At 51.9% G+C, this 23,631-nt stretch carries 18 protein-coding genes and 2 riboswitches; of the genes, 13 read left to right on the plus strand and 5 right to left on the minus strand.

The features are described from left to right. Nucleotides 1–41: 41 nt before the first annotated feature. From guaA to ACR9FF_RS04345, 4 genes are all read left to right on the plus strand, one after another. Complete coding sequence (gene guaA, locus ACR9FF_RS04330) at nt 42–1,577, plus strand: glutamine-hydrolyzing GMP synthase (RefSeq protein WP_435169272.1); 1,536 nt, start codon at nt 42–44, stop codon at nt 1,575–1,577. 153 nt (nt 1,578–1,730) lie between these two features. Continuing rightward, entirely contained in the window at nt 1,731–4,175 is a 2,445-nt protein-coding gene (gene nirB, locus ACR9FF_RS04335) for a nitrite reductase large subunit NirB (protein WP_435169274.1), read from the plus strand. Nucleotides 4,176–4,197: 22 nt separating this feature from the next. After that, nucleotides 4,198–4,530: a nitrite reductase (NAD(P)H) small subunit gene (locus ACR9FF_RS04340; protein ID WP_435169276.1), complete on the plus strand. Its 333-nt coding sequence runs from the start codon at nt 4,198–4,200 to the stop codon at nt 4,528–4,530. 25 nt (nt 4,531–4,555) lie between these two features. After that, nucleotides 4,556–5,344 (plus strand): formate/nitrite transporter family protein, encoded by a 789-nt coding sequence (locus ACR9FF_RS04345; protein WP_435169278.1) that lies wholly within the window; start codon nt 4,556–4,558, stop codon nt 5,342–5,344. A gap of 235 nt (nt 5,345–5,579) precedes the next feature. Here ACR9FF_RS04345 and ACR9FF_RS04350 read toward each other — a convergent pair whose 3' ends face one another. Next, nucleotides 5,580–8,501: an S-layer homology domain-containing protein gene (locus tag ACR9FF_RS04350; RefSeq protein WP_435169280.1), complete on the minus strand. Its 2,922-nt coding sequence runs from the start codon at nt 8,499–8,501 to the stop codon at nt 5,580–5,582. A 162-nt stretch (nt 8,502–8,663) separates the two neighbouring features. Between ACR9FF_RS04350 and ACR9FF_RS04355 the strand changes: the two genes are divergently transcribed. From ACR9FF_RS04355 to ACR9FF_RS04370, 4 genes are all read left to right on the plus strand, one after another. After that, a complete protein-coding gene (locus tag ACR9FF_RS04355; RefSeq protein WP_435169282.1) occupies nt 8,664–9,521 on the plus strand; it encodes an AraC family transcriptional regulator in 858 nt (285 codons plus the stop codon). Between the two features lie 115 nt (nt 9,522–9,636). Next, nucleotides 9,637–10,599: an N-acetylglucosamine kinase gene (locus ACR9FF_RS04360; protein WP_435169284.1), complete on the plus strand. Its 963-nt coding sequence runs from the start codon at nt 9,637–9,639 to the stop codon at nt 10,597–10,599. A 37-nt stretch (nt 10,600–10,636) separates the two neighbouring features. Beyond that, on the plus strand, nt 10,637–11,950 hold the full coding sequence (locus ACR9FF_RS04365; RefSeq protein WP_127496250.1) for a 6-phospho-beta-glucosidase: 1,314 nt from the start codon (nt 10,637–10,639) through the stop codon (nt 11,948–11,950). Between the two features lie 222 nt (nt 11,951–12,172). Continuing rightward, a riboswitch (purine riboswitch) is annotated at nt 12,173–12,273 on the plus strand. A gap of 159 nt (nt 12,274–12,432) precedes the next feature. Beyond that, nucleotides 12,433–13,818 (plus strand): NCS2 family permease, encoded by a 1,386-nt coding sequence (locus ACR9FF_RS04370; RefSeq protein ID WP_435169286.1) that lies wholly within the window; start codon nt 12,433–12,435, stop codon nt 13,816–13,818. A 187-nt stretch (nt 13,819–14,005) separates the two neighbouring features. Here ACR9FF_RS04370 and ACR9FF_RS04375 read toward each other — a convergent pair whose 3' ends face one another. Then, entirely contained in the window at nt 14,006–15,079 is a 1,074-nt protein-coding gene (locus tag ACR9FF_RS04375; RefSeq protein WP_435169288.1) for a phosphodiester glycosidase family protein, read from the minus strand. Then, nucleotides 15,076–15,504 (minus strand): hypothetical protein, encoded by a 429-nt coding sequence (locus tag ACR9FF_RS04380; RefSeq protein ID WP_435169290.1) that lies wholly within the window; start codon nt 15,502–15,504, stop codon nt 15,076–15,078. Before ACR9FF_RS04380 ends, ACR9FF_RS04375 begins: the two co-directional genes overlap by 4 nt. A 283-nt stretch (nt 15,505–15,787) precedes the next feature. Here ACR9FF_RS04380 and msrB point away from each other — a divergent pair, with 283 nt between their 5' ends. The 5 genes from msrB (at nt 15,788) to ACR9FF_RS04405 (ending at nt 20,106) form a co-directional block, all read left to right on the plus strand. Next, entirely contained in the window at nt 15,788–16,744 is a 957-nt protein-coding gene (gene msrB, locus ACR9FF_RS04385; RefSeq protein WP_317980407.1) for a peptide-methionine (R)-S-oxide reductase MsrB, read from the plus strand. Between the two features lie 18 nt (nt 16,745–16,762). Next, nucleotides 16,763–17,335: a nitroreductase family protein gene (locus ACR9FF_RS04390; protein ID WP_127496246.1), complete on the plus strand. Its 573-nt coding sequence runs from the start codon at nt 16,763–16,765 to the stop codon at nt 17,333–17,335. Between the two features lie 188 nt (nt 17,336–17,523). Then, nucleotides 17,524–17,970 carry a MarR family winged helix-turn-helix transcriptional regulator gene (locus ACR9FF_RS04395; RefSeq protein ID WP_435169293.1) on the plus strand — a complete coding sequence of 149 codons (447 nt, stop codon included), beginning with the start codon at nt 17,524–17,526 and terminating at the stop codon, nt 17,968–17,970. A 135-nt stretch (nt 17,971–18,105) separates the two neighbouring features. Further along, entirely contained in the window at nt 18,106–18,540 is a 435-nt protein-coding gene (locus tag ACR9FF_RS04400) for a MarR family winged helix-turn-helix transcriptional regulator (protein ID WP_116394132.1), read from the plus strand. Between the two features lie 48 nt (nt 18,541–18,588). Next, complete coding sequence (locus tag ACR9FF_RS04405) at nt 18,589–20,106, plus strand: DHA2 family efflux MFS transporter permease subunit (protein WP_317980409.1); 1,518 nt, start codon at nt 18,589–18,591, stop codon at nt 20,104–20,106. A gap of 434 nt (nt 20,107–20,540) precedes the next feature. On the opposite strand, the gene ACR9FF_RS04410 is transcribed toward ACR9FF_RS04405, so the two are convergent. Both ACR9FF_RS04410 and ACR9FF_RS04415 read right to left on the minus strand, forming a co-directional pair. After that, on the minus strand, nt 20,541–21,731 hold the full coding sequence (locus tag ACR9FF_RS04410; RefSeq protein ID WP_317982533.1) for an IS256 family transposase: 1,191 nt from the start codon (nt 21,729–21,731) through the stop codon (nt 20,541–20,543). A 160-nt stretch (nt 21,732–21,891) separates the two neighbouring features. Continuing rightward, complete coding sequence (locus tag ACR9FF_RS04415; protein WP_435169296.1) at nt 21,892–23,178, minus strand: LysM peptidoglycan-binding domain-containing protein; 1,287 nt, start codon at nt 23,176–23,178, stop codon at nt 21,892–21,894. Nucleotides 23,179–23,431: 253 nt separating this feature from the next. Continuing rightward, a riboswitch (purine riboswitch) is annotated at nt 23,432–23,532 on the plus strand. Nucleotides 23,533–23,631: the final 99 nt, after the last annotated feature.

Consider the following 23,631-nt stretch of genomic DNA (forward strand, 5'->3'; position numbering starts at 1 on the left):
CTATAGATATAATTACTACATTAATTGAGGGAGGCTCGGTAATGAACAAGAATGAAATTATCATTGTACTCGACTTCGGGGGACAGTACAACCAGCTGATCGCACGCCGCATCCGCGACTTGGGCGTATACAGCGAACTGCTGCCATTTAACACGTCGGTGGAACGGATCCGCGAACTGCAGCCGAAAGGTATCGTATTCTCGGGAGGACCGGCAAGCGTATATGAAGAAAATTCCCCGCTGGTAGATCCGGCTATTTATGATCTCGGCGTGCCAATCTTTGGTATCTGCTACGGCATGCAAATGATGTCGCATCAGCTCGAAGGCAAGGTAGAACGTGCCGGCAAACGCGAGTACGGTAAAGCAGAAGTGGACTTTGCGGAAGGCAGCCACCTGGCAAAAGGCCTGGACGCGCGTCAAACGGTATGGATGAGCCATAGCGATCTTGTAGTCGAGCCGCCTGCGGGCTTCCGCGTCGACGCAAGCACCGAGCATGCTCCAATCGCTGCTATGAGCCATCCTGACCGTAAATTCTTTGCGGTACAATTCCATCCGGAGGTTCGTCACTCCGTGTATGGCAACGAAATGATTCGTAACTTCCTGTATAATATCTGCGGTTGCGAAGGCAACTGGACGATGGAATCGTGGATCGAAGATACGATTACTGATATCCGCAACCAAGTTGGCGATAGAAAAGTGCTGTGCGGTCTGTCCGGCGGCGTAGATTCCTCGGTTGTTGCGATGCTGATTCACAAAGCGATCGGCGATCAATTGACATGCATGTTCATCGATCACGGCATGCTGCGTAAGGACGAGGCTGAGAGCGTAATGGAGACGTTCGTCGGCAAGTTCGATATGAAAGTTGTGAAGATCGACGCAAGCGAGCGCTTCCTTGGCAAGCTGAAAGGCGTTACCGACCCTGAGCAAAAGCGTAAAATTATCGGCAACGAGTTCATCTACGTGTTCGACGAAGAGTCGGCTAAGCTTGGCGAGTTCGATTTCCTCGCGCAAGGCACGCTGTACACCGATATCGTCGAGAGCGGTACGGCTACGGCACAGACGATCAAGTCGCATCACAACGTTGGCGGACTGCCTGAAGACATGAAATTCCAGCTCGTTGAGCCGCTCAAGACATTGTTCAAGGACGAGGTTCGTAAAGTAGGCGCGGAATGTGGTCTTCCGGACGAAATCGTTCACCGTCAGCCGTTCCCGGGTCCCGGTCTTGCGATCCGTGTTCTTGGCGAGGTAACGGAAGACAAGCTGCACATCGTTCGCGAATCCGATGCGATTCTGCGCGACGAGATCGCAAAAGCAGGTCTTGACCGCGAGATCTGGCAGTACTTCACGGCTTTGCCTGGCATGAAGTCCGTTGGCGTTATGGGTGACGCTCGTACGTACTCGTACACGGTCGGCATCCGCGCAGTAACTTCCATCGACGGCATGACAGCCGACTGGGCGCGTATCCCTTGGGACGTTCTCGAGAAAATCTCCGTTCGTATCGTTAACGAAGTAGACAACGTTAACCGTATCGTTTACGACGTAACGTCCAAGCCACCAGCGACAATCGAGTGGGAATAAGATAAATACACAAAAAGACGAGGCAGTTATCTGCTTCGTCTTTTTTTATTTTCTTCGTATCGCATTTTCACTGCCGCCAGTGACATTAGTCACATCCAGCTCGACAGGGATCCGTTAGAATGACATCAGACATTCAACACGGGAGGTTTTCCTATGAAACATACAAACAACGTACGGCGCAAACTGGTCCTCGTCGGCAACGGCATGGCGGGCGTAGGTACATTGGAACAAATAGTAAAGCTGACCCGCTCTTTCGATATCTCGGTTTATGGTGAGGAACCATACCCCAATTATAATCGCATTCAACTTTCCTATGTGCTGGAAGGCTCGAAAAAGACAGAGGACATCATCCTCAATGACTGGGCCTGGTACCGGGAGAACGGAATTACTCTACATACGGGAACGAAAATTGAACGCATTGACACCGCGGAGAGACTTATTTACACCGATGCGGGAGAAGCGGTGCCGTATGACGTGTTGATTCTCGCGACCGGCTCCAAACCGTTCTTCTTGCCCGTTCCGGGAGCGGATAAACGAGGCGTTGTTGGTTTCAGGGACATCCGGGACTGCGAGACAATGATTCAAGCCGCAAAAGTCAAACAGAAGGCTGCGGTCATTGGCGGCGGACTGCTAGGCCTGGAAGCGGCCAAAGGACTTGTGCAACTGGGCATGGAGACTACGGTCGTCCATCTGGTTGATACGCTGATGGAGCGCCAGCTGGACGAAGTGTCGGCCGGTATGCTGAAGGAAGAGCTTGAACGGCAGGGCATCCGGTTTGCGATGGGGAAGAAGACCGTCGAACTGACGGGTGATGACGAGGTCTCCGGACTTCGATTTGCGGACGGAACGGAGCTGGAGGCCGGCCTGGTCGTTATGGCAGCCGGAATCGTGCCTAATGCAGGATTAGCCAAAAACAGCGGCATCGCGGTTAATCGCGGAATCGTTGTCGACGACTACCTTCGGACCAGCGCGCCGGGCGTGTATGCGGTCGGAGAATGCTGCGAGCATCGCGGCGTCTGTTATGGGCTGGTTGCGCCTCTCTATGAACAAGGCAGTATACTTGCGAAGCATGTTGCCGGTTTGGAAACCGAATCTTATCAGGGCTCTTCCGTCGCGACCAAGCTGAAAATATCCGGCGTGGACGTCTTCTCGGCGGGCGTATTTGCCGAAACATCGGAGCACCGCGTGCTGCTGCGGCAGGACAGCTGGAAAGGGACCTACAAAAAAGTGATTTTGCAGGGGAATCGGATTGTCGGCGCAATCTTGTACGGTGACGTTAATGATTCTGCTCTTCTGACTCGATGCGTCCGTGATGAGGCGGACATGACAGATGAACTTTACGAGCAGCTGTACGGCAACGGGAACTGCTGCGGAGGAGCCTCCAAGGCTTCCGTGGACGCGATGCCGGACGACGAAATCGTATGCGGCTGCAACGGGGTTACGAAAGGCGCGATCGTCCGGGGAATAAGAGAAGAAGGCTGGACCACGGTGGATCAAATCAAGGCGAGCACCGGTGCGACTCGTTCCTGCGGAGGATGCAAGCCGTTGGTGGAGCAGCTGCTGCAATACGCGCTTGGAGACGGCTATAAGGCAGCGGAGGGCGCAAAAATCGGCATTTGCGGCTGCACGACGTTATCGCGGGATCAAATCATCGAGGCAATTCGGGAAAAACGGTTGATGCATGTGCGGGAAGTCATGAGCGTGCTGAGCTGGCAGCAGCCGGAAGGCTGCTCCAAATGCCGTCCCGCGCTGAATTATTACCTCGGCATGCTGTACCCGCGGGATCGTGATGACGAGAACGATTCGCGCTTCGTCAACGAGAGGCTTCACGGCAATATTCAAAGGGACGGTACGTTCAGCGTTATTCCCCGCATGTACGGCGGCGTCACGTCGCCGGAGGAGCTGCGGAAAATCGCGGATGTAGCCGAGAAATACGAGGTGAAAACCGTAAAGGTGACAGGCGGACAACGGCTGGACCTCCTCGGCGTGAAGAAAGAGGATCTTCCGGCGATTTGGGCGGACCTCGGCATGCCGTCGGGCTACGGTTACGCAAAAGCGCTGCGGACGGTCAAAACATGCGTCGGCTCGCAATTTTGCCGATTCGGCACGCAGGATTCGATGGGCATGGGCATCGTGCTTGAACGCAAATACGAACGTCTCTGGATGCCGGCCAAATTCAAAATGGCGGTTAACGGCTGCCCGCGTAATTGTGCCGAATCCGGCACGAAGGATATAGGGATCGTTGGAAACGACGGCGGCTGGGAAGTGTTCGTCGGCGGAAACGGCGGCATTAAGCTAAGAGGCGCGGATTCCCTTTGCAAGGTGAAGACGGACGATGAATTGGTCGAAATATGCTCTGCTTTTATTCAATATTACCGGGAAAACGCCAATTATGCTGAACGGACGTCGGATTTCGTTGAGCGGGTGGGCCTCGAGGCGGTGCGTCAAGCCGTCGTGGACGATGCCGAAGGGCGCGCAGCCTTTGCTTCCAGAGTGGAAGAAGCGCTCGCCGGCCTCCGGGATCCGTGGCAGGAAGTCATTATGGATGATGCTCGCCGTAACATGCTGTATACAATGGTACGGGTTCCAAAATCTTAAACGGAAGAGAGGAGTTCAAGCGATGACGGATTCAATGGAACAAATAATTCCTATTGGAAAGGAAGCTGACTTTCCGGCCGGATACGGCCGGGAAGTGAAGGCGGGGAAGTGGAGCCTGGCCGTGTTCCGGACGACGGACGGACGGCTGTTCGCATTGGAAAACCATACGCCTCATGCCAAAGGAGGAACGCTGTCTGAAGCGATTGTCAGCGGTCATTATATCTATTGCCCTATGCGGGATTTGAAAATCTCCCTGGAGACGGGAGTCGTTCAAGCACCTGACACGGGTAGTGCCCGTAAGTTTGAAGTGCGCACCGGCAGCGATGTCGTCGCAGTCGTTCTGCCGAGGCCATAAGATTCATTACTGAGGGGGAACCTACATGGTTGAAGAAACGATTCGGGAAATGGTCCAAACGGCCCTGCAGAAAAAAAACCGGCTGGACCGCGGTCCGCTCCGTTATATGCTGGCCGCCATGCTTGCCGGCGCGTACGTCGGGATCGGCATCGTGCTTATTATGGTTGTAGGCGCGCCGTTTTTTGCCATCCATTCTCCCGTGACGGGCGTCGTCATGGGGGCATCTTTTGGAATTTCCTTGACGCTGGTCATCTTCGCAGGCTCCGAGCTGTTCACCGGCAACAATATGTACTTTACGATCAGTACGCTAGCGGGCGCGACGTCCTGGAAGGATATGCTGAAAAATTGGGGACTGGTGTTCCTCGGCAATTTGGCAGGGGCGATCGTGCTTGCGATCATCGTTACCCGGGCCGACATTTTCCACGGCGTCACCGCAGACCATGTGTTAATGGCGACGGCCAAGAAAAAAATGACTCTTGGCACCTCGCAGCTGTTTTTCAGGGGAATCTTGTGTAACTGGCTTGTCTGTCTGGCGATCTGGACTTCAAAACGGGCTACAAGCGATGCGGCAAAGCTCATTCTCATCTGGTGGATGTTATATGCCTTCATTGCTTCGGGTTATGAGCATAGCGTTGCGAATATGACCGTGCTCGGTCTGGCATTGCTGCTTCCTCATCCGGACACGATAACGATTGCCGGTTGGTTTCACAATATGATACCGGTTACCCTCGGCAATATCGTTGGCGGCGGGTTGTTCCTGGGCGTGGTGTACTGGTTGATTTCCCCGTATCGCGAAAAGGAGCGGAAAGCGTGACTACTCTTCCGGGAGGCCTTGTCATGAAGCCTCCCTTTGCCTCCATATGACAGGGGTTGACCAGTCGGCGGCAACACTTCGGTCCCGGCAAATATGAGGACCGTAGAAGACCAGTTCGAGGATTGGCAAGGCGTTATCGAAGACGACCGTACCCGTAAATACGGTAGAAAGCGTTCATAACAGGCGAAAAAACTCCCTTCAAGCTGCGATATAGCAGCCGGAAGGGAGTTTTTGATTAAATATTTAGAGCATCAAGCAAGGCATAAGCGACCTTCACGGCTTCGGCGCGCGTCAGGGTGTCATTCGGGCGGAAGCTGCCGTCCGGATAACCGCTCACGATACCCTCGGCAGTCGTTTGACTTACCGCATCGAGGGCCCAGGCCGGGATAGCATTTGCATCGTTGAATGTCTTGCCGGTGCCAGGCGGAGCGATGCCGCCAGCCTTCAGAACGCGCGCGGCGATTACCGCGATTTCGGCGCGTGTGATTCGCTGCGATGCGTTAAAGACAGAGCCGTCTTTCGTATCGAAGCCGGTCACATAGCCGGCATCGGTGGCTGCTTTCACTTGCGACTTGGCCCAAGATGGAATCAGGCTGTCATCGGCAAAGCGGGTTGCACCGGGCGCGGCAGGAAGATTTAGCGAGTCTGCCAGCAGCTTCACCCATTCTGCGCGTGTCACCGGCTGGTCCGGACGGAACGTTCCGTCTTCGTAACCGGAGATTACCTCCATGCCGATCAAGCGGTCGGCATAAGGTTTTGCCCACGATGTGGTAAGATCCGGGAAGGCTTGAGGCGCGTAGCCGAACACGCCGAATTTCGTGAAATGCTTAACGTTGACCGTAATGCTGCTTCCGTTTGCTTGGCCGCCGAGGAAAATCCATTTCTTCAGCTTTTCGTTATAGTAGTACACGGCAGGCTGGCCGTTTGGCGCAGCCGAATTCACCGCGTAGTTAAAGGTTAATTCAACCGGCTTGCTGAACGTTGTACCGGCGCTGCTTGTCATCTCTACGATTGAGCTCAGCGCTTGCAGATTGCCAAGCGGAGGCTGTTGTCCTGAAGGGAGAACCTGCGCTCCGATTGTACCGCTTGCGGACAATGCTCCTGCCGGTATCTTGAAGGCGATCACGTCTTTCAAGCTGCCTTCCGCGCCTTTGGCCGAATCAAAGGTAACGGAAACGGATGTTGCAGGCGTGCCCGGTGATGTTGTGTTTCCGCCGCCACCCGGGGTTGAAGTTGATGGCATCGCTTTGATCGTGATGGCAAAGGTTTTGGAATCCGAGGAATCGCCGCGCGAAGCGGTTGCTTTAAGCGTAACCGACGCGTCAGGCTGTCCCGCCGCAGGGCGGCTCACATTGGCGATGCCATTTTCAATTGCAACTGCATTGGCTTGGTCAGCCGTTTCCTCCCAGGCAATTGCTGCACCATGCTCTCCATCGGAAGGGAGAGTGATATTCTCGGTAACCGCATCCGTATGGCCAAGCGTCAGCTTGCCGAGCGTATCTTGCACCGCCTGCTCATCCGTGTATGCAGCCGTATCCACGAAGATGGGATTCGAGTAGAACCACAGATCCTGATAGTTGCGGTTGTTAATCTCGTTGAATCGGGCCGTTGCATCGGCGGTTGTTGTTTTTGGATCGATGAGCGGATTGCCGTCCAGCGTCTCGCCCGGCACGTTCATTCCGAGATTCGTGCCTCTCAGACGGAAATATTGATCCTTGCTTGCTTTCGGCAGGTCGTAAGTGATGACGTTATAGCCGTTTGCGTCCGTTGTCCAATCCTCGCTGGTGAAAGTGGCAACGACGCGGGTGGAATCGTTCGTATCCTTGTCGTAAGCCGGAGTTCCTTTCTCCGCCGGGCCGGTCACATCGCCTGCAATCAGATCGATATGGTCAACCGCCGGCTTCATGCCGCCGGATTGTCCGCTGTTGATCGGATTCTCGTAGTTATTGGCCTCCGGGCTCTTGAACTTGATCGTAAGGGTAAGCTTATCCCCTTCGGTTGCCTGCAGGGTTCCGCCCATCTCGGCATTGGTGCCGCCGTCGGCAAGGCGGAAGTCCAAGGCGTTAATCAGGTCGCCAAAAACGGAGAACGATTTACCCGAGCGCATGCCGTTCAGTATATCCTGCGTAGATTTTCCTTCGCTCCAAATATAGTTTTTAGCGTATTCGCCCGGCCAGTAGCCGCTAGAATTGGTATCGATGGTTTTAAAATGGTAGTCCGAATTCGCGAAATTCCAGAACTTGCGGCCTTCGCCAAGCAGGGAATCCCATACGCCGCCAACCTTTGCGACCATGTAATCGACACCGCCGTAGGAACGGTTCTTGTAGTTGTCGTTGGCCGTAGGGTTAGCGGGATCGTACGCCGAGTTATACCCGCCGCGGTCCGGCTCCATTTGATTGCCTAGCATCCCCTCGAAGCCAAACGCGATGTCCGGAGCGGCATTGTTGAAGTCGCGGAAGTCGGAAATCTTGTATTTGCCTACACCCCTGGACGGATGGTTGACAATCATGTAGCTGGTCTCGGGATAATTGCGTTTGAGCCAGTTAATCGCGGATAAACTGTCTGCATGCGTGCTGTACGCCCGGTTATCGGCGGCCTGCCACTGCAGAACATCGGCAGGGTTAAACCAGGATGCATCGCGGTTCGTGAACAAGTATTCGAATTGGTTCGCGGCTTTCAGCGCTGCTTCGGAGCCGGGTTCATCCGTAAGAATGCCAACGGAGCCATGCTCATGCGAAGGGATATCCCATTCGAAGCCGGAGAATATCGTCTTGCCGGCGTATTTGCCTGCATCCTGCAAAGCTTTTATTTTTGGAACCTGGTATTCTAGCAGCCCTTTCGATAAAGGAATAGGACCGCCGGGAATGTCTGCGCCCGTATCGTCCCGTTTGGAAGAGCGCAAATGATCCGCCAGCATAATAAAATCAAGGCCGTAGGTTGTCAAACCGTGATCCAGCACCGATTCGAGCGAGCTTTGGGCATCGTCGGATTCGAAGGTGTGAGCGTGGAATTCGCCGGTTAACCATTGACCCTGATCCTGCGTGGCGATTGTATCGGCAGCCGCAGCTTTAGGAAGGGGAACTGCAAGGCTAGTAGACAGGATACTAGCCGAGAGAACCATAGGGAATACGATTCGAGCTTGCTTGTTAAATTTCAAAACGTTAGTACACCACCAGTCTGCAAATGTGTTGCCCAAGAGGAAGTAGGGGCATGATCAAGTGTACAAGTCTAACATCAAGGGGGTGTTAGGCAATGGAGTTGTTATGTTAGTTGAATGTAAAATATACTACTATTAACTACTCTCCCAGGAGGTCCTGCCATGAAGCCGATTCCTACCGTCTCCCGCGATTTGATTGAGCTGCCGCCGGCTTTTCCGATCGTCATCTCGCAGTCGGAAGGCGTCAGCCCGCTGTTTCAGCGGCTGCATTGGCATACGGCTCTGGAGATTAACTATATCAACCGGGGAAGCGGCTACTATCTGATTAACGGTACGAGGCATGACTTCCGGGAAGGGGATATTCTTCTTATCAACTCGAATGATCTGCACCGCGCCTTCGAGAACGAAGCGCTGGTCATGACGATCATTATGTTTGATCCGGCGTATTTTGCCTTGGAGCAGCGTTATGATACGGAGCTTCTGATCCCCTTCCGCGAGATCGGGATGAGGTTCGATAACCTGCTCGACCGGGGTCATCCGATGCTGCCTCGGCTAGGTGCGGCGATAGAGGAGATGCGCAGCGAATTCGCCCGCCGGGAGCCGCATTACGAAGCGGTAATCCGGTCCCAGCTGGTGCAGTTTATGGCGTTCGTCAACCGTTACTTCGCGAAGGAGCGGGAGCGCCGTTCGTCCCATATTCGGGGAATGGATACGGTGCGCTTAGTGTTGAATACCGTAGAAGCTGACATTGCTTATCCTTGGACGTTAAAAGAACTGGCCGCTGCCGCGCATCTTAGTCCGTCTCGCTTCAGCGCCTTGTTTGTACAGACGGTTGGCACATCGCCGATGGACTATTTGATTCAGTTAAGGCTGTCCGCGGCGGTTACTCTGCTGGAGTCCTCGGACAAGAAAATTATCGAAATCGCGGAATCTACGGGATTTCGCAATTTATCCAATTTCAACAGGCTGTTCAAGCAGCATATCGGGAAGCAGCCGTCGGAGCTTCGTCCTCATCACTAATCTCAAAAACAGTAAGATTGTATCGGAACATCGTTCTTTGTTGGTAGAAGAGCGGTGTTCTTTTCTTTTATTCTCTATATATATCTTTTATAAAGCGGTAAGGAGCGTGGCTAAGATGTTGTTTCTTGGAATAGATGCCGGCGGAAGCAAGACTCATGCTTTGCTTGCGGATGAGAACGGCCGCGTGCTTGGCAGGGGGAGCGGCGGCAACGGTAATCATCAGACGGCCTTTGAAGCGGCAAGAACCGAGATTGACCGGGCTTGCGCGGAAGCGCTTCGGCAGGCTGGAGCAGCCATAGAAGAGATAGACTTCGCCTATTTCGGCCTTGCCGGGGCGGACCGCGAACCGGATTACGCGATTCTTCGTCCGATGATCGCTTCTCTGAATTTCCCCCGCCACGACATTGCTTGCGATACGATGATCGGCATGCGCGCGGGTACGCATCAATCCTACGGCGCTGTCATTATCAGCGGCACGGGCTTTAACGCCGCGGCTCGTAATGCCAAGGGCGAAGAGCAGCAGTACGGCGGGTTCGGTTATTTGTTCGGAGACGGCCAAGGTTCCGGCACGGATCTGGCGATTCATGCTTTTCGCTCGGCGGTGCGAAGCTGGGAGGGGCGTGAGCTCCCATCCATTCTGACGGAGCTGGTGCCCCGTCAGATGGGCTATTCCTCCGTCCGGGAGATGTACGACGATGCGCTCGATAACGGAGTTCGTCCAGCGAAGTCGCTTTCGCAAACGATGTTTGAAGCGGCTTCGTTAGGCGACAAGGTGGCCATCCGGATCCTAGAAGAGGCCGGATACGAACATGGGAATGCCGTCAATGCCTTGATTCGAAGGCTTGGCATGGAGCAGGACAGCTTCGACGTTGTCCTAACGGGAAGCGTGCTCGCGAAAGGCAGCTCCCCGCATATGGTTGATGCGATCAAAGCTTCGGTTGCCGCAACCGCCCCCCATGCAAGCATCGTAAAGCTCACGATCGATCCGGTCATTGGCGCGTTAATGAGCGCGATGGACAGCAGCGGCATCGCGATTTCGGCGGAGACGGACGCGGCGCTGCGCCGGATTACGTTTTAATGATTGAGCGATCATTCTTTTTAAGGAGATAATGTCCATGACTATAACCAAACAAGGATTAAAGGTTGCCGTGATCGGAGGAGGCTCTTCGTATACGCCGGAACTGGTAGAGGGTTTTATCAAAAGGTATGACGAGATGCCGATTCGCGAGCTGTGGCTTGTTGATATTGAAGAGGGACGCCATAAGCTGGAGATTGTCGGGAAGCTGGCGCAGCGGATGGTTGAGCAGGCAGGTGTGCCAATGGATGTGCGCTTAACCTTGAACCGCCGAGAAGCGATCGCCGGAGCGGACTTTGTCACGACGCAGATGCGCGTCGGCCTTCTGGAAGCAAGACGCCGGGATGAGCATATTCCGATCAAGCTTGGCGTTATCGGCCAGGAGACGACGGGTCCGGGCGGGATGCTTAAGGCGCTTCGTACGGTGCCGGTTATATTGGATATTTGCCGGGATATCGAGGAGCTTGCGCCAAATGCCTGGATGCTGAACTTTACGAATCCCGCGGGTATTGTGACGGAAGCGGTGCTGAAGCACAGCAAGGTGAAGACGGTTGGGCTATGCAACTCGCCGATCAACTTCCAGAAATATCTCGCCAAGCAATACGGCGTCCCGGAGAGCGAAGTGCTGCCGGAGTTTGTGGGCATCAACCATCTGCACTGGATTACGTCGGCCTACGTGAACGGCGAAGACAAGCTGCAGGAGATGATCGGGGGAGGCAAAGATTACTCCGCCACGAACGTCACCGCCTTCGACTGGGATCCGGAGTTTCTGCGCTCGCTTGGCGCGCTTCCAACCTATTATCTGCGTTACTTCTACATGACCGATACGATGTACGCCGAGATGAAGGAATCGTTTGAGAAGAACGGCACGCGCGCCGATGTGGTCAGCCGGGTGGAGGAAGAGCTGTTCGAGCTGTACAAGGATGTGAACCTGAAGGAAAAGCCGAAGCAGCTGGAGAAGCGGGGCGGAGCCTTTTATTCCGAGGCGGCGGTCAATCTGATGTTTTCCCTTTACACGGACCGCAAAGACATTCAGACGTTAAACGTGCGTAACGGCGGCATTATCGGCTTCCTGCCTGAGGATGCGAGCATTGAGGTGAACTGCGTGGTGACGGCGCAAGGTCCGATTCCATTGCCGCTGCAGCGGGTTCCCGAGCAGATCAAGGGGCTTCTTCATGCGGTAAAAACCTACGAGTCGCTTACCATCGAAGCCGCGGTGACGGGAGACCGCGGGGTTGCGCTTCAGGCCATGGTGCATCATCCCCTGGTGCCAAGCGTCTCCGTCGCGAAAGCTTTGCTTGGCGAAATGCTGGAAGCGAACAAGAAGTACCTGCCGACCTTTTTCGAAGCTTAAACGATTATACTAAAGCCGCATAACTGCGGCTTTTTTTGTCCTCACAAACGACCATTACACCCCAACAATCGCTCATGGATGTAACTTTATACCAGAACCGGGACGAATGGACTACCAGTTTTTCGGTAAAAGACGAATGTTAGCTTTTCGAAACAAGACGAACGTTCGTAAAAATTCATTGACAAGCTGCAGGTTCCTTATTATATTAATTTACGGATAACAACGAATTTAATAATAACTTTTCGTATAATCTCAAGAATTGGCTTGAGAGTCTCTACTCGATCACCGTAAATGATCAGGCTACGAAACAGTGGAAGAGTTGCCGCGCATTGTCATTCCGTTATGATAGTAATAAAATGACAATGATTCGGTCCGCGGTATACTTTTCCCCTTTTTGCAAAGCCTAGGAGATAAATGCGTATTTTGCGCATCTGTTCCTAGGCTTTGTTGCTTGTACACATTTTTGGGGGGTTAATGGGAAAATGGAACGGTTCTTTAAGTTCAAGGAACATGGTACAAACTTCAGAACGGAAATTATGGCGGGTCTGACTACCTTTATGACGATGGCTTACATCCTGGCGGTCAATCCGATCATCCTGACGCCTACGGGTCTCGACTGGACGGCAGTATTCCTGGCTACGGCAATTGCGGCAGGCATTTTCACGATTGCAATGGGCTTGTTCGTTAACTTCCCGGTCGCTTTGGCGCCTGGCATGGGCCTTAACGCTTATTTCGCTTCAACCGTTATTGCTTCGCAGGCTACAGATAAGCCGATCTCGGTTGCCATGGGTCTGACAGCGGTATTTATCTCGGGTATTATCTTTATCATCCTGACGCTGACGCAAATTCGTCAAATGCTCATTACGGCTGTACCGGACAGCTTGAAGCATGCGATTACGGTTGGTATCGGTTTGTTTATTACCATTGTAGGCTTGAAAGGCAGCGGCCTGATGACGGTTGCCGTAACAGCCTTTGGCGATATTAAAGCAAATGCCTATACGGATGTTTCCGGTTCGGAAACGGTTATCCATATCGGCAGCTTCGCAAACGAAACGGTTATCATGACCGTCGTTGCCCTGTTCATTATCGGGATCCTGATGGTTATGCGCGTACCGGGCGCAATCCTGTGGGGTATCCTTGGCACTACCGTGCTTTCGATCATCCTTGGGCAAGTTGATTTCAAGAAGACCTTTACGAATCAAACGTGGGTGCCTGATTTCTCGACCATGAACATCGGTCACTTCGACTTCCCTGGCGTATTCGAAGTTGGTATCGTAACGGTCGTCCTGACGTTCACATTCGTTGAATTGTTTGATACATTCGGAACGCTGGTTGGTACGGCGAACCGCGCAGGCTTTATGAAAGATCCGGTTGAAGGCAAAAAACGCGTCGGTAAAGCGATGTTCGTTGACGCCGTAGCCGTAAGCGGCGGTGCATTGCTTGGCACAAGCACGGTAACGGCTTTCGTGGAAAGCTCCGCCGGCGTTGCGCAAGGCGGTCGTACGGGTCTGACTTCGATTACTACGGGCATCTGCTTCCTGCTTGCGATCTTCCTGTCGCCGGTTGTGGCGCTGGTTCCTGCGGCTGCTACTAACGCGGCGTTGATCATCGTTGGCGTATTGATGCTTCAATCAGTGAAAGAAATCGACTTCTCCGATATGGTATACGCGATTCCTTCGTTCCTGACGCTGGCGCTTATGCCGTTCACGTACAGCATCGCTAACGGTATCTCGTTTGGTATCGTATCGTACGTTGTTCTGGCGACAGTCGCTAACGTATCGAACAAAGGCAAATACAAAGTTCACTGGCTCATGTGGATTCTGGCCATCCTTATCGTTGGCCGCTACGTGATCATGGGAACTGAATAGTATTATAATAGAAGAAACAGAAAGCAGCGCTGGACCGGCGCTGCTTTTTTTGTTGCCTGAATCCGGCAAATCGGAGCGATAGAGCAACCCTCTACCGCTCTGTGCCGAATCAAAAACAAAAAATAGCGTTGCAGGGATAATCCCTGCAACGCTATTTTTATGAGTTGTTTTACTACATTGCGGCTGATTATTTAAAAAATAAAAAGTGCGTAGGAAGCTTTCTAAGCTGTCCGTCGGAAGGCTTGTTAATAACGCGCCCGTTCCAGATCAGCGACGAGGAGCCGCCGCCGTCCAGGTTGTAGCCGTCTACGGCGCCAAACCGCTGCAGCAGAATCTGCACTTCGGCCAGCGTCGCGCCGGAGCTGCCGCCTTCGTTGCGGCCATCCGCTACGATGATCAGCAGCTGTCCATCCTTGTAGTTGGCAATAACGGTGCGAGGCGCACGCGTTGGACTGCTTTGCCACTTGCTTGGTATCGCCGTCGGACTCCCGTTCTTCAGAAGCACAGGTACAAACGACGCGCCAAATTTGACGTTAAGATGATCAAGCTGCTGCTTGCTTGTGAATTTACCGCCAACCAGCTTGTTGCTGGCGTTAAGACCAACGAAGAACAGGTCGGCCCGGGTTGGTTCGAAGCCCTCTACATAGTCGCCGTTCAAAATGGTTGTGCTTAGCGGATACCGCTTGCCCCCGCCATCGGCAAAGCCGCCCGCATTGACCCCGGCTACGGCGCCGTAACGTTGTACGGCAGCCAGCGTGGTCTCGGCACCGCCTACCTTATCGTTGCCGAGCACCATTTTCATCGCGTCGCCTGACTTGAGCTTAATCTTCATCGCATAGCTTTGGAAGTTGTCGGCCTTTATGTAGTATAACTGCGCGGTCAGCTTGTCCGAGCTGATCGTTCCCGAAGGGGAGCCTAGCCGTCCGGTAATGATTCTGTCGTAAATGACTAACGGGCGGTTAGCCTGGGTGGTTGCCGTATTAACGATCTGTTTCATATCGGCGTTTGTCTGGTTATACAGCTTTAGCTGCTTTTTAATGGAGGCGCTTGTCGCCGCGGCGGTCTGACGGGCCTGATCGAGTCCGCTGGCGACAGATTTGGCATGGTCTGCGGCAGTCTCTTGCCGAGTGCCGGCCTCCGGGAAAATGCTATCCGGTAGGACAATGGAAATATTCGTGACCATAAGCCATAACAACATCGCGACAAACGGTGTGCAGGCCAGCAGCATCGTTCGGTTCAGTGCTCGGATGGATAACGTCATTTGAGCACATCCAGATTTTTTTGCAGTTCGTTCAGCTTCTTTTTCACTTCGTTTAATTGCGTGTAAAGCTTATTGCTGTTATCGGTTTTGACATCAGCATTATCCTTCGTGAAGGTAAGCAGCTCGTTAAGGGCTTCTACCTTGGATTCCAATTGCGACAGCTCTTCTTTATAGCCGGTTTCCACTTTGGCAATCCGGTCATCGTATTGCTTTTGCATCTCGGCAATTTGCGCGGCTGTCTGGCGTTCCACGTCAGCAGCAATCTGCTTCTGGACATGCTCGCTGTACAGCTTGGCACCGGTAATGCCGGCGGCAATCAGAATAACCCATACACATACAAAGATGACGAAAGCACGCTGCTTCGTAGCCTTACGCGATTTCGTTTCATGATAAGAAGCATTTGTTTCTAAAGCGGTATTGCTCATGGGCGTTCACCTCGTTTTCCGTTAATAAGGAAGTGAACGGACTGCAAAAAAGCATTTAAGCTAGTCTATCATGTTAGACGAACGAACGATGCCCAAGGTTAAGTCTGTCACTACATTGTAACAAAGATTGTTAGGGAAAGAGCCAATCATTTTGTGGGAATTGAAGGATAAGGTATAATAATAACAATTACGCTTAGTTCACGCTTTCGAAGCATGAATTATCACAATTGGCTTTAAAAATTTGCAATTCGGGTGAAAATTCATTTTAGGAGGTAATCGAAACATGACCACAGCTGTAGAACAAGCCATGTTTGCCGGAGGATGCTTCTGGTGCATGGTATCGCCGTTTGAAGAAACACCGGGTATTTTGTCCGTTGTATCGGGTTATTCCGGAGGCCATAAAGCAAATCCAACGTACGAAGAAGTGTGTTCCGAAACAACCGGGCATGCGGAAGTTGTCCATATTACTTTTGATCCTTCGATTTATTCCTATGAGAAGCTGCTGGACGTGTTCTGGCATCAGATTGATCCGACCGACGCGGGCGGCCAATTCCATGACCGCGGGGAATCCTACCGGACGGCTATCTTCTATTATAATGAAGAGCAGCGCCGGAAGGCGGAGGCTTCCAAGGCGGCTTTGGCGGCAAGCGGCAGATTCGACAAGCCGATTGTTACAGCCATTGAGCCGGCGAAGGAATTCTACCCGGCGGAGGACTATCATCAAGGTTATCACCGGACGAACCCGTTCCGTTATAAAATGTACCGCAAAGGCTCCGGCCGAGATGCCTTCATCAATAAGCATTGGACGGTTAAGAAGGATGAAGGCGAGCTTCGCTCCCGTCTTACTCCTCTGCAGTACGAAGTCACGCAGAACAATGCGACGGAGCGTCCTTTTACGGGCGAATTTTGGGATCATAAGGAAGAGGGCTTGTATGTCGATATCGTCTCGGGCGAGCCGCTCTTCACATCCCGCGAGAAATACGATTCTGGTTGCGGCTGGCCTAGCTTTACGAAACCTGTGAAGGAAGCGGCGATTACCGAGGTGCTCGATACCAGCCACTTCATGGTCCGCACCGAGGTGCGCAGCAAAGAAGGAGATTCCCATCTGGGCCATGTATTCGACGACGGTCCGGGACCTAACGGACTCCGCTACTGCATTAACTCCGCTTCGCTCCGATTTATCCCGGCAGCGGATTTGGAGAAGGAAGGTTACGGCGAGTACGTCAACTATTTCAAATAAGCGATTGGGGGAGAAACGATGCATATTGAAGAAGCGATCCGAACGAGACGTTCCATTGGGCGCGTCAAGCAAGATCCGGTTGATCGAAATCTGATTGAGAAGGTGCTGGAAGCGGCAACCTGGGCGCCAAGCCATCATAACACGCAGCCTTGGAGATTTATCGTGATGACCGGTGACGGCCGGGCCAAGCTTGGCGAAGGTTATGCGCGCGTCGCGCTTGCAACGCTTGGGGCAGGGGAAAGCCCCGAGCTGGAAGAACGTCTCCGCAAGGAGCGCGTTAAAGCGTACCGTTCGCCGGTAGTTATTGCGGTTGTCTGCTCGCCGTCCGCTGATCCGCGGGCTACATTGGTGGAGGAAATTGCTGCTTCGCATACGGCGGTGCAGAATTTGCTGCTTGCCGCGCACGCGAACGGACTGGGAGCGATCTGGCGTTCCGGCGACCCGATGTATCATCCGCTTATGAACGATACGTTTGGTCTGGCTGAGAACGAGAAAATCGTAGCGCTGGTGTATATGGGTTATCCGGATATGACTCCGCCGGAACCAAAGCGCACGCCGGCAGCGGAAAAAACAACCTGGCTTGAATCTTAATCTTAATCTTAAGCGAAACAAGGCGCCCGCAAGGGCGCTTTTTTTGTTGTCCAATTGGGGAAAATAATAGTGGACGAGTTGCAACGAATTTTTTAGCTGTGAATACTTTATTTGTAATTAATTTAGTGTTAAAATATTTAGAGTTAATAAAATTGCTTTGACTGACTGGCCCGAAAGGAGTGAGGGGAATGACAAATGCCAGCGAAGAGTTGATTAATCTTATCGGCCAGTTCCGATTGTTCCTGAAAAATGTTGCGAACGACTGGAGCAAGAAGACGATGGCCGGCATGAACACAACGCAGTTCAAGCTGTTATACACGCTTCATTCATCCGGTCCCCTGAAAGTATCGGAGCTTGCCGATTTGCTTGGATTGACGTCCGGCGCCATTACGGGTATAGCCGACAAGATGCTGGCGGAAGGCTTGATCAGCCGCGAACGAACAGCCGATGACCGGAGAGTGGTCATTATTGCTTTGACTTCGGCAGGCGATAAGCTCGTTAACCAGGTGATGGAATGTCATGAGGAACTATTTTCTTCCTTTTTCAACGGACTTCCGGAAGAAGATCTTCAGCATTTGAGAAGAATTTTCTCGAAGCTGACGGCCATTATCGATGAAGGCAAGCTGGAAAAATAATTTGCATGGACGGATTGACTGATTCACAAAAAAGATATATAGTAGTAAATGCTTTGTTAATAATTTATTTAGTATTAAAATATTAAATGCTAATGGATTATCGATTCATGCAATCGGTGGGAAAGGGGAGAGGCAATGACGAATGCCAATGAAGAGCTGATTGGTTTCATGGGACAATTCAAGACGTTCCTGAAAAACGTAAACAACGAATGGAGCCGGAAAACAATGACGGGCATGAACTATACCCAGTTCAAGCTGTTGTTTACCCTCCATACATCGGGCTCCCTCAAGGTTTCCGAACTTGCCGATATTCTCGGACTGACCTCCGGTGCTATTACGGGTATTGCCGATAAGCTGGTGGCGGAAGATTTGATCAGCCGCGAGAGGGCAAATGACGACCGCAGGGTTGTATACATTGAGTTAACGGCTAAGGGCAAGGATGTGGTTGACGACATTCTCGAGTCGCAGAAAGAGACATTTTCCTCCTTTTTCAATGTATTGCCGGAAGAAGATATTCAGCATCTGAGGAGAATTTTTACCCAGCTGCTTGCGAATATGGATAACAAATAGCATTTCAGCTTGAATCACAGAAACATAGAAAAAGGAGAGAAAGACCCTATGAGTAATGCTGTAGCGGCATTAAAAAGAGGCCCGATCGTCGCATCGGTGCTTATCGCAGCCTTCGTAGCGCTTTTGAGCCAGACGCTCCTTAACGTTGCGCTTCCGAGTATCATGGCTGACCTGAAGGTCAGCGCGAATACGGTACAATGGCTGTCCACCGGTTATTTGCTTGTTAATGGCGTCCTTATTCCAATTAGTGCTTATTTGATCAGCCGGTTTTCAACAAGGTCATTATTCGTAGTTGCAACAAGTTTATTTACGGCAGGTACCATCGTCAGCGCCTTGGCGCCGAACTTTGAGACCCTGCTCACAGGACGTATTATTCAGGCGGCGGGCGCAGGTATTCTGATGCCGCTGATGTCCATCATCTTCCTGACGATTTTCCCGATTGAACAACGCGGTAAGGCAATGGGTATGATGGGGATCGCGATGATCTTCGCGCCTGCCGTTGGCCCAACGCTGTCGGGTTGGGTTGTTGAGCATTACGACTGGCGCGTTTTGTTCTACATCGTATTGCCGCTGTCGCTGTTCGGCTTGATTTACGGCGCTATATCGATGAAGAACGTTACGCAGACCGCGAAATCGAAGCTCGATATTTTTGCCGTTATTTTGTCCACTCTGGGCTTTGGCGGCCTGCTGTACGGCTTTAGTGACGCAGGCACGGACGGCTGGAACAACGCTACCGTGTACACAAGCTTGATCGTTGGCGTTGTTGCCTTGATTGGTTTTGTATGGTACCAGCTTGTTGTTAAGAAGCCAATCCTCGAAATGCGCGTTTTCAAGTTCGGCATGTATTCCCTGACTACCGTCATCAACGTCATTATTACAATGGCCATGTTCTCGGGTATGATCTTGCTTCCGATTTATTTGCAAAATATTATGGGCTTCACGCCGCTTAAATCCGGTCTGCTCCTGCTGCCGGGCGCAATTCTGATGGGTATTATGTCGCCAATCACCGGTATGATCTTCGATAAAGTCGGTGCTCGCTGGCTGGCGGTTACCGGTCTTATTATTACCGTTTACTCGTCTTATGAATTCAGCCAGCTGACGGATCATACGACATACGGTTACCTGATCACAATGTACACTTTGCGCATGTTCGGTATGTCCATGCTGATGATGCCGATCCAGACGGCAGGCATGAACCAGCTGCCGCAGCGCTTGAACGCCCACGGCTCGGCGATGTCGCAAACGCTGCGTAACGTAGCGGGCGCTTTGGGTACGGCGTTCCTCGTTACGCTGATGACGAACAAAGCGGCTTCGGAAACGAAGCATATGGTTGCAACGCAAGGTATTGATCCTAACGATAAAGCGGCAATGGCTCATGTGATCCAAGAAGCGACGATTACGGGTATCAACCACTCGTTCGTTGTGGCAACTTGGTTCGCCGTTGCGGCACTCGTGCTGGCCTTCTTCATCCGCAAAGTAAAACCGCATGAAGAGCCGGCTACCGTAGTAAACGCATCTTCCGAAGGTCAAGCGAAAGCTCAGCTTGCCGCGACCCAATCGAAATAAGGGTTGGTTAAACGCCAAGCTGCGCTTGGATTTAACCAATAGGTGAATATAAAAGGCGGCCGTGCAGATTCATTTCTGCACGGCCGCTTTTGTTTTGTAGTATATCGGAAGCCTTAACGATACGCGGTATCGTTAAGGCTTCCGATCTTCGGTATTTTGATCATCTTAACGATGTGCGGCATCGTTAAGATGTCTATAAAAGAAGAAAAAAAGATAAAACCGGCGGCTTTTCCTATTCTTAACGATGCGCCGCATCGTTAAGGCTCTGGAAAAGCCGCCATCTGATGGTCTTAACGATGTGCGACATCGTTAAGGGATATCTAGAACGGTAGCGTCAAGAAGTTTGTGTAGTAGGGATTTCCATCGGGACGATGGAAATGAATATTTAGCTGTTGACCTTCTAGAGGGCAAAGCCCAAGCGAAGGCGCGGGAACTCATTCTTCTTTAAATGAATTGTTTGCGTAACGCTCACTGTACATGGCTTCAAACGCAGCTCTGGTACCAGGATCACTAAAACCACGAACGGCTCTACCACACCAATTCTCGTTGTAATCAATGGCTTGTAAGTAAATAATCTTCTCTGCAGCTTCAATGTTAGTTAGGCTGTTCATTGGTTTTAGCCGCTTTCGCAGTTCTTTGTTCATGCGCTCGATCGGATTCGTCGTGTAGATCGCATTTCGGACTAATGACGGGTACTTGTAGAATGTAAGCAAAGTTGGAAGCTGCTCTTCCCACGACTTCACTTCCTTTGGATACCGCTTGCTCCATGTACTTTTGAAGCCGTCAAACACAGCCAGGGCAACATCCCTATCCATAGCGGTGTAGACTTGTTTCAGGTCGCTCAGAAACGCCGTCTTATCCGCCATACGGATTTTTGGGAAAGTAGCACGGACTTTGTGGACGACACAATGCTGAACATCAGCCATTGGGTAGATCTCACGAAAAGCGTCTTCCAGACCAGGTAGGCCATCAAATACGCCGAGCAATACATCTGTGGCACCACGCTTCTTAAGGTCTTTGAGTACCTCGCGCCAACCGTTTGAGCTTTCGTGACCGCCAACGTAGAAGCCGAGGATTTGACGAATTCCTTTCTCATCAATTCCCATCACTAAGTACACGGCTTCGCTGCTTACCGTGTTACGTTTGAGTTTGACGTAGAGACCATCCAAGTAGAGGACGGAGTAGCGTTTCTCCAGGGGGCGTGTTTGCCACTCTTCAATGTCCTCCATAACCGTTTGTGTAATGTTACTGACCGTTGTTGGAGAGTAGTGTGTGCCAAACATACTTTCGATGAACTTAGCCACCTCGCGCGTACTCATACCACCTTTGTACATGTGAATAATGGCCTCCTCTAACCATCCTTCTCTGCGTTGGTATGGCTCGAAAAGTTGCGTCTGGAAGGTCCCTTTACGGTCACGTGGAACCCGAAGTGCGTTAATGGTGCCATAGCGCGTCTGGAACGAACGCTTGTAATGTCCGTTTCGGCTATTGGATGAAGTCGGTTTTTCAATGGTCATGTAATTCTTAATTTCTTCTTGAAGGAGCAGTTCAAGCTTTTCTTGGAGCAGCTTAGTAACAGTATTTTCAAGTAGATTATGAAAGGCATTTTCGGGTATATTAGTCATCGAGTAGGGTCCTCCTCTTGGTGATGTCGCAATCCCGAGGATACCCTACTTTTTTGCGTTCTGGAAAGACTCCAGATCTTGGTACACAGACTATTTTACGTCATCTCTAGAACGGGCGGGTCCGGACGTATTAGGGCAGTATGTTCACACTTGCCACACTTTACCTCACAGGCTTATAAACATGAAAGTTATGCTCCAGCACCTGCCAGAAGGCAGGGAACGGAACATCAAGCACCCAGGTGCTCACCCCTCGCAGATGATAGCATTTGACCAGATCAAGCTTCGCCTGCACGCTCCTCGCATCCTCGTACCAGACCTGATGGTCGCGCCCGTACTCATCCCTGTAACCGTAATACGGCGATTCGGCGATTGGATCGTAATGAATAGCAGCGCCATACCTGGCAGCACTTCGCACCGCATTGCCCGAACTGATGGACATCGCCCAATCCTGACCCGGGATATAAGGAAGTGTCCAGTCATAGCCGTAAAGCGGCATCCCAAGCATAATTTTGGTGGACGGAATCAGAGATATCGCATAGTTCAACACTTTGGCTACTTCATTCTTTGGAGCAACCGCCATTGGCGGTCCGCCCGCCCATCCCCATTCGTAAGTCATAAGAATAACGAAATCGAGAATCCGGCCTTGCTCGGCGTAATCCTGCCCTTCGAAGAGCTGTCCGTCCTGGTCGGGTGAACTAACCGGCGGCAGGGTCGAGGAAACAAGGCATCCGATGGCATGAAGAGAGCCGGCAAGCCGTTCCAGGAACTGATGATACAGCTTGCGGTCGGCCGCCAGAATAAAAGCAAAATCTACGTTAAGAGCCCAATACTTGTTCATCCGCATGACGTATATGATCCCTTGGATCAGCCGCTCCTTCACGGCTTCGTTCGTTAGAATGAAATGGACCAGACTTGGGCTGAACGCATAGCCGTCAAAATTCGTAATCACCATCATGGGCGCAGCCCGTCCGCGGTAAGCTTCCTGAATAGCCGGCAAATCATTTAAGGCGCTTAGCGAGCCGTCCGGCCTAACCTGATAACTGAAAGGACTAAGGAAGGTTAAATGTCTGGCTGCAGCAGCCGCGCTGGCGGTGATGCCCGAAGTCGAGACAGCAGGCTCGGCATAGCCGTTCGCTTCGATCGTCATCTTGCGCGGACTCGGAATGCGGAGCCGCATGCCGGGAAGAATAATGGCGGGATTAGTAATATGGTTAACTCTGGCCAGCTCCTGCAGAGTGATGCCGTATTTTTGCGAGATCGTCCATAAGGTTTCTCCCGGCATGACCTGATGGCTGTCAGCCTCGAGGGGGATAATGAGCGCTTGCCCGGCGGCGAGAGGCTCGGTTGCCTGCATGCCATTGGCGGCAAGGACAGCTTCCTGGGACAGGCTATACTGCAGCGCCAGACTCTGTACGGTGTCCCGCCCTTTGACGGTATGGATCAACATCGCCTCTCGCCTCCTTTAATGATTCGGATTCTTCTCCTACTATTCTATTCGGCAGCTCCCCTAACTTAAAACCATGCCAAATAAATTGATAACGGCAGAAAAAGGAAAGCGAATTCCTTGCAATTTAAGACAAAAACGAACTTTATTTGAACTCATTTATTTTAATGTTCGTATTTTATACGCTTTTCATTGACAGACATAGGGGGATTGGATAAACTGAAATAGGTTAAGGCGGAACATTCGTCGAATGCTCCGTAAATAGGTTGAAAGATCTCGTATATCCTCGGGAAAAAGGCCCGAAAGTATCTACCCGAAAACCATATTTTTCGGACTACGAGTTGATGGAACAAATAGACAGGTTGCCCCTTTAACAGGGCAGCCTTATGCTGTCTTTGCATTGCGAAACTTTTGTAATTGAAGTAAAGACAACAATTGTTGCCATCTGCTCGGGTC

The organism is Paenibacillus glycanilyticus (assembly GCF_051200795.1).
In the GTDB taxonomy this organism is placed as follows: Bacteria; Bacillota; Bacilli; order Paenibacillales; family Paenibacillaceae; genus Pristimantibacillus; species Pristimantibacillus glycanilyticus.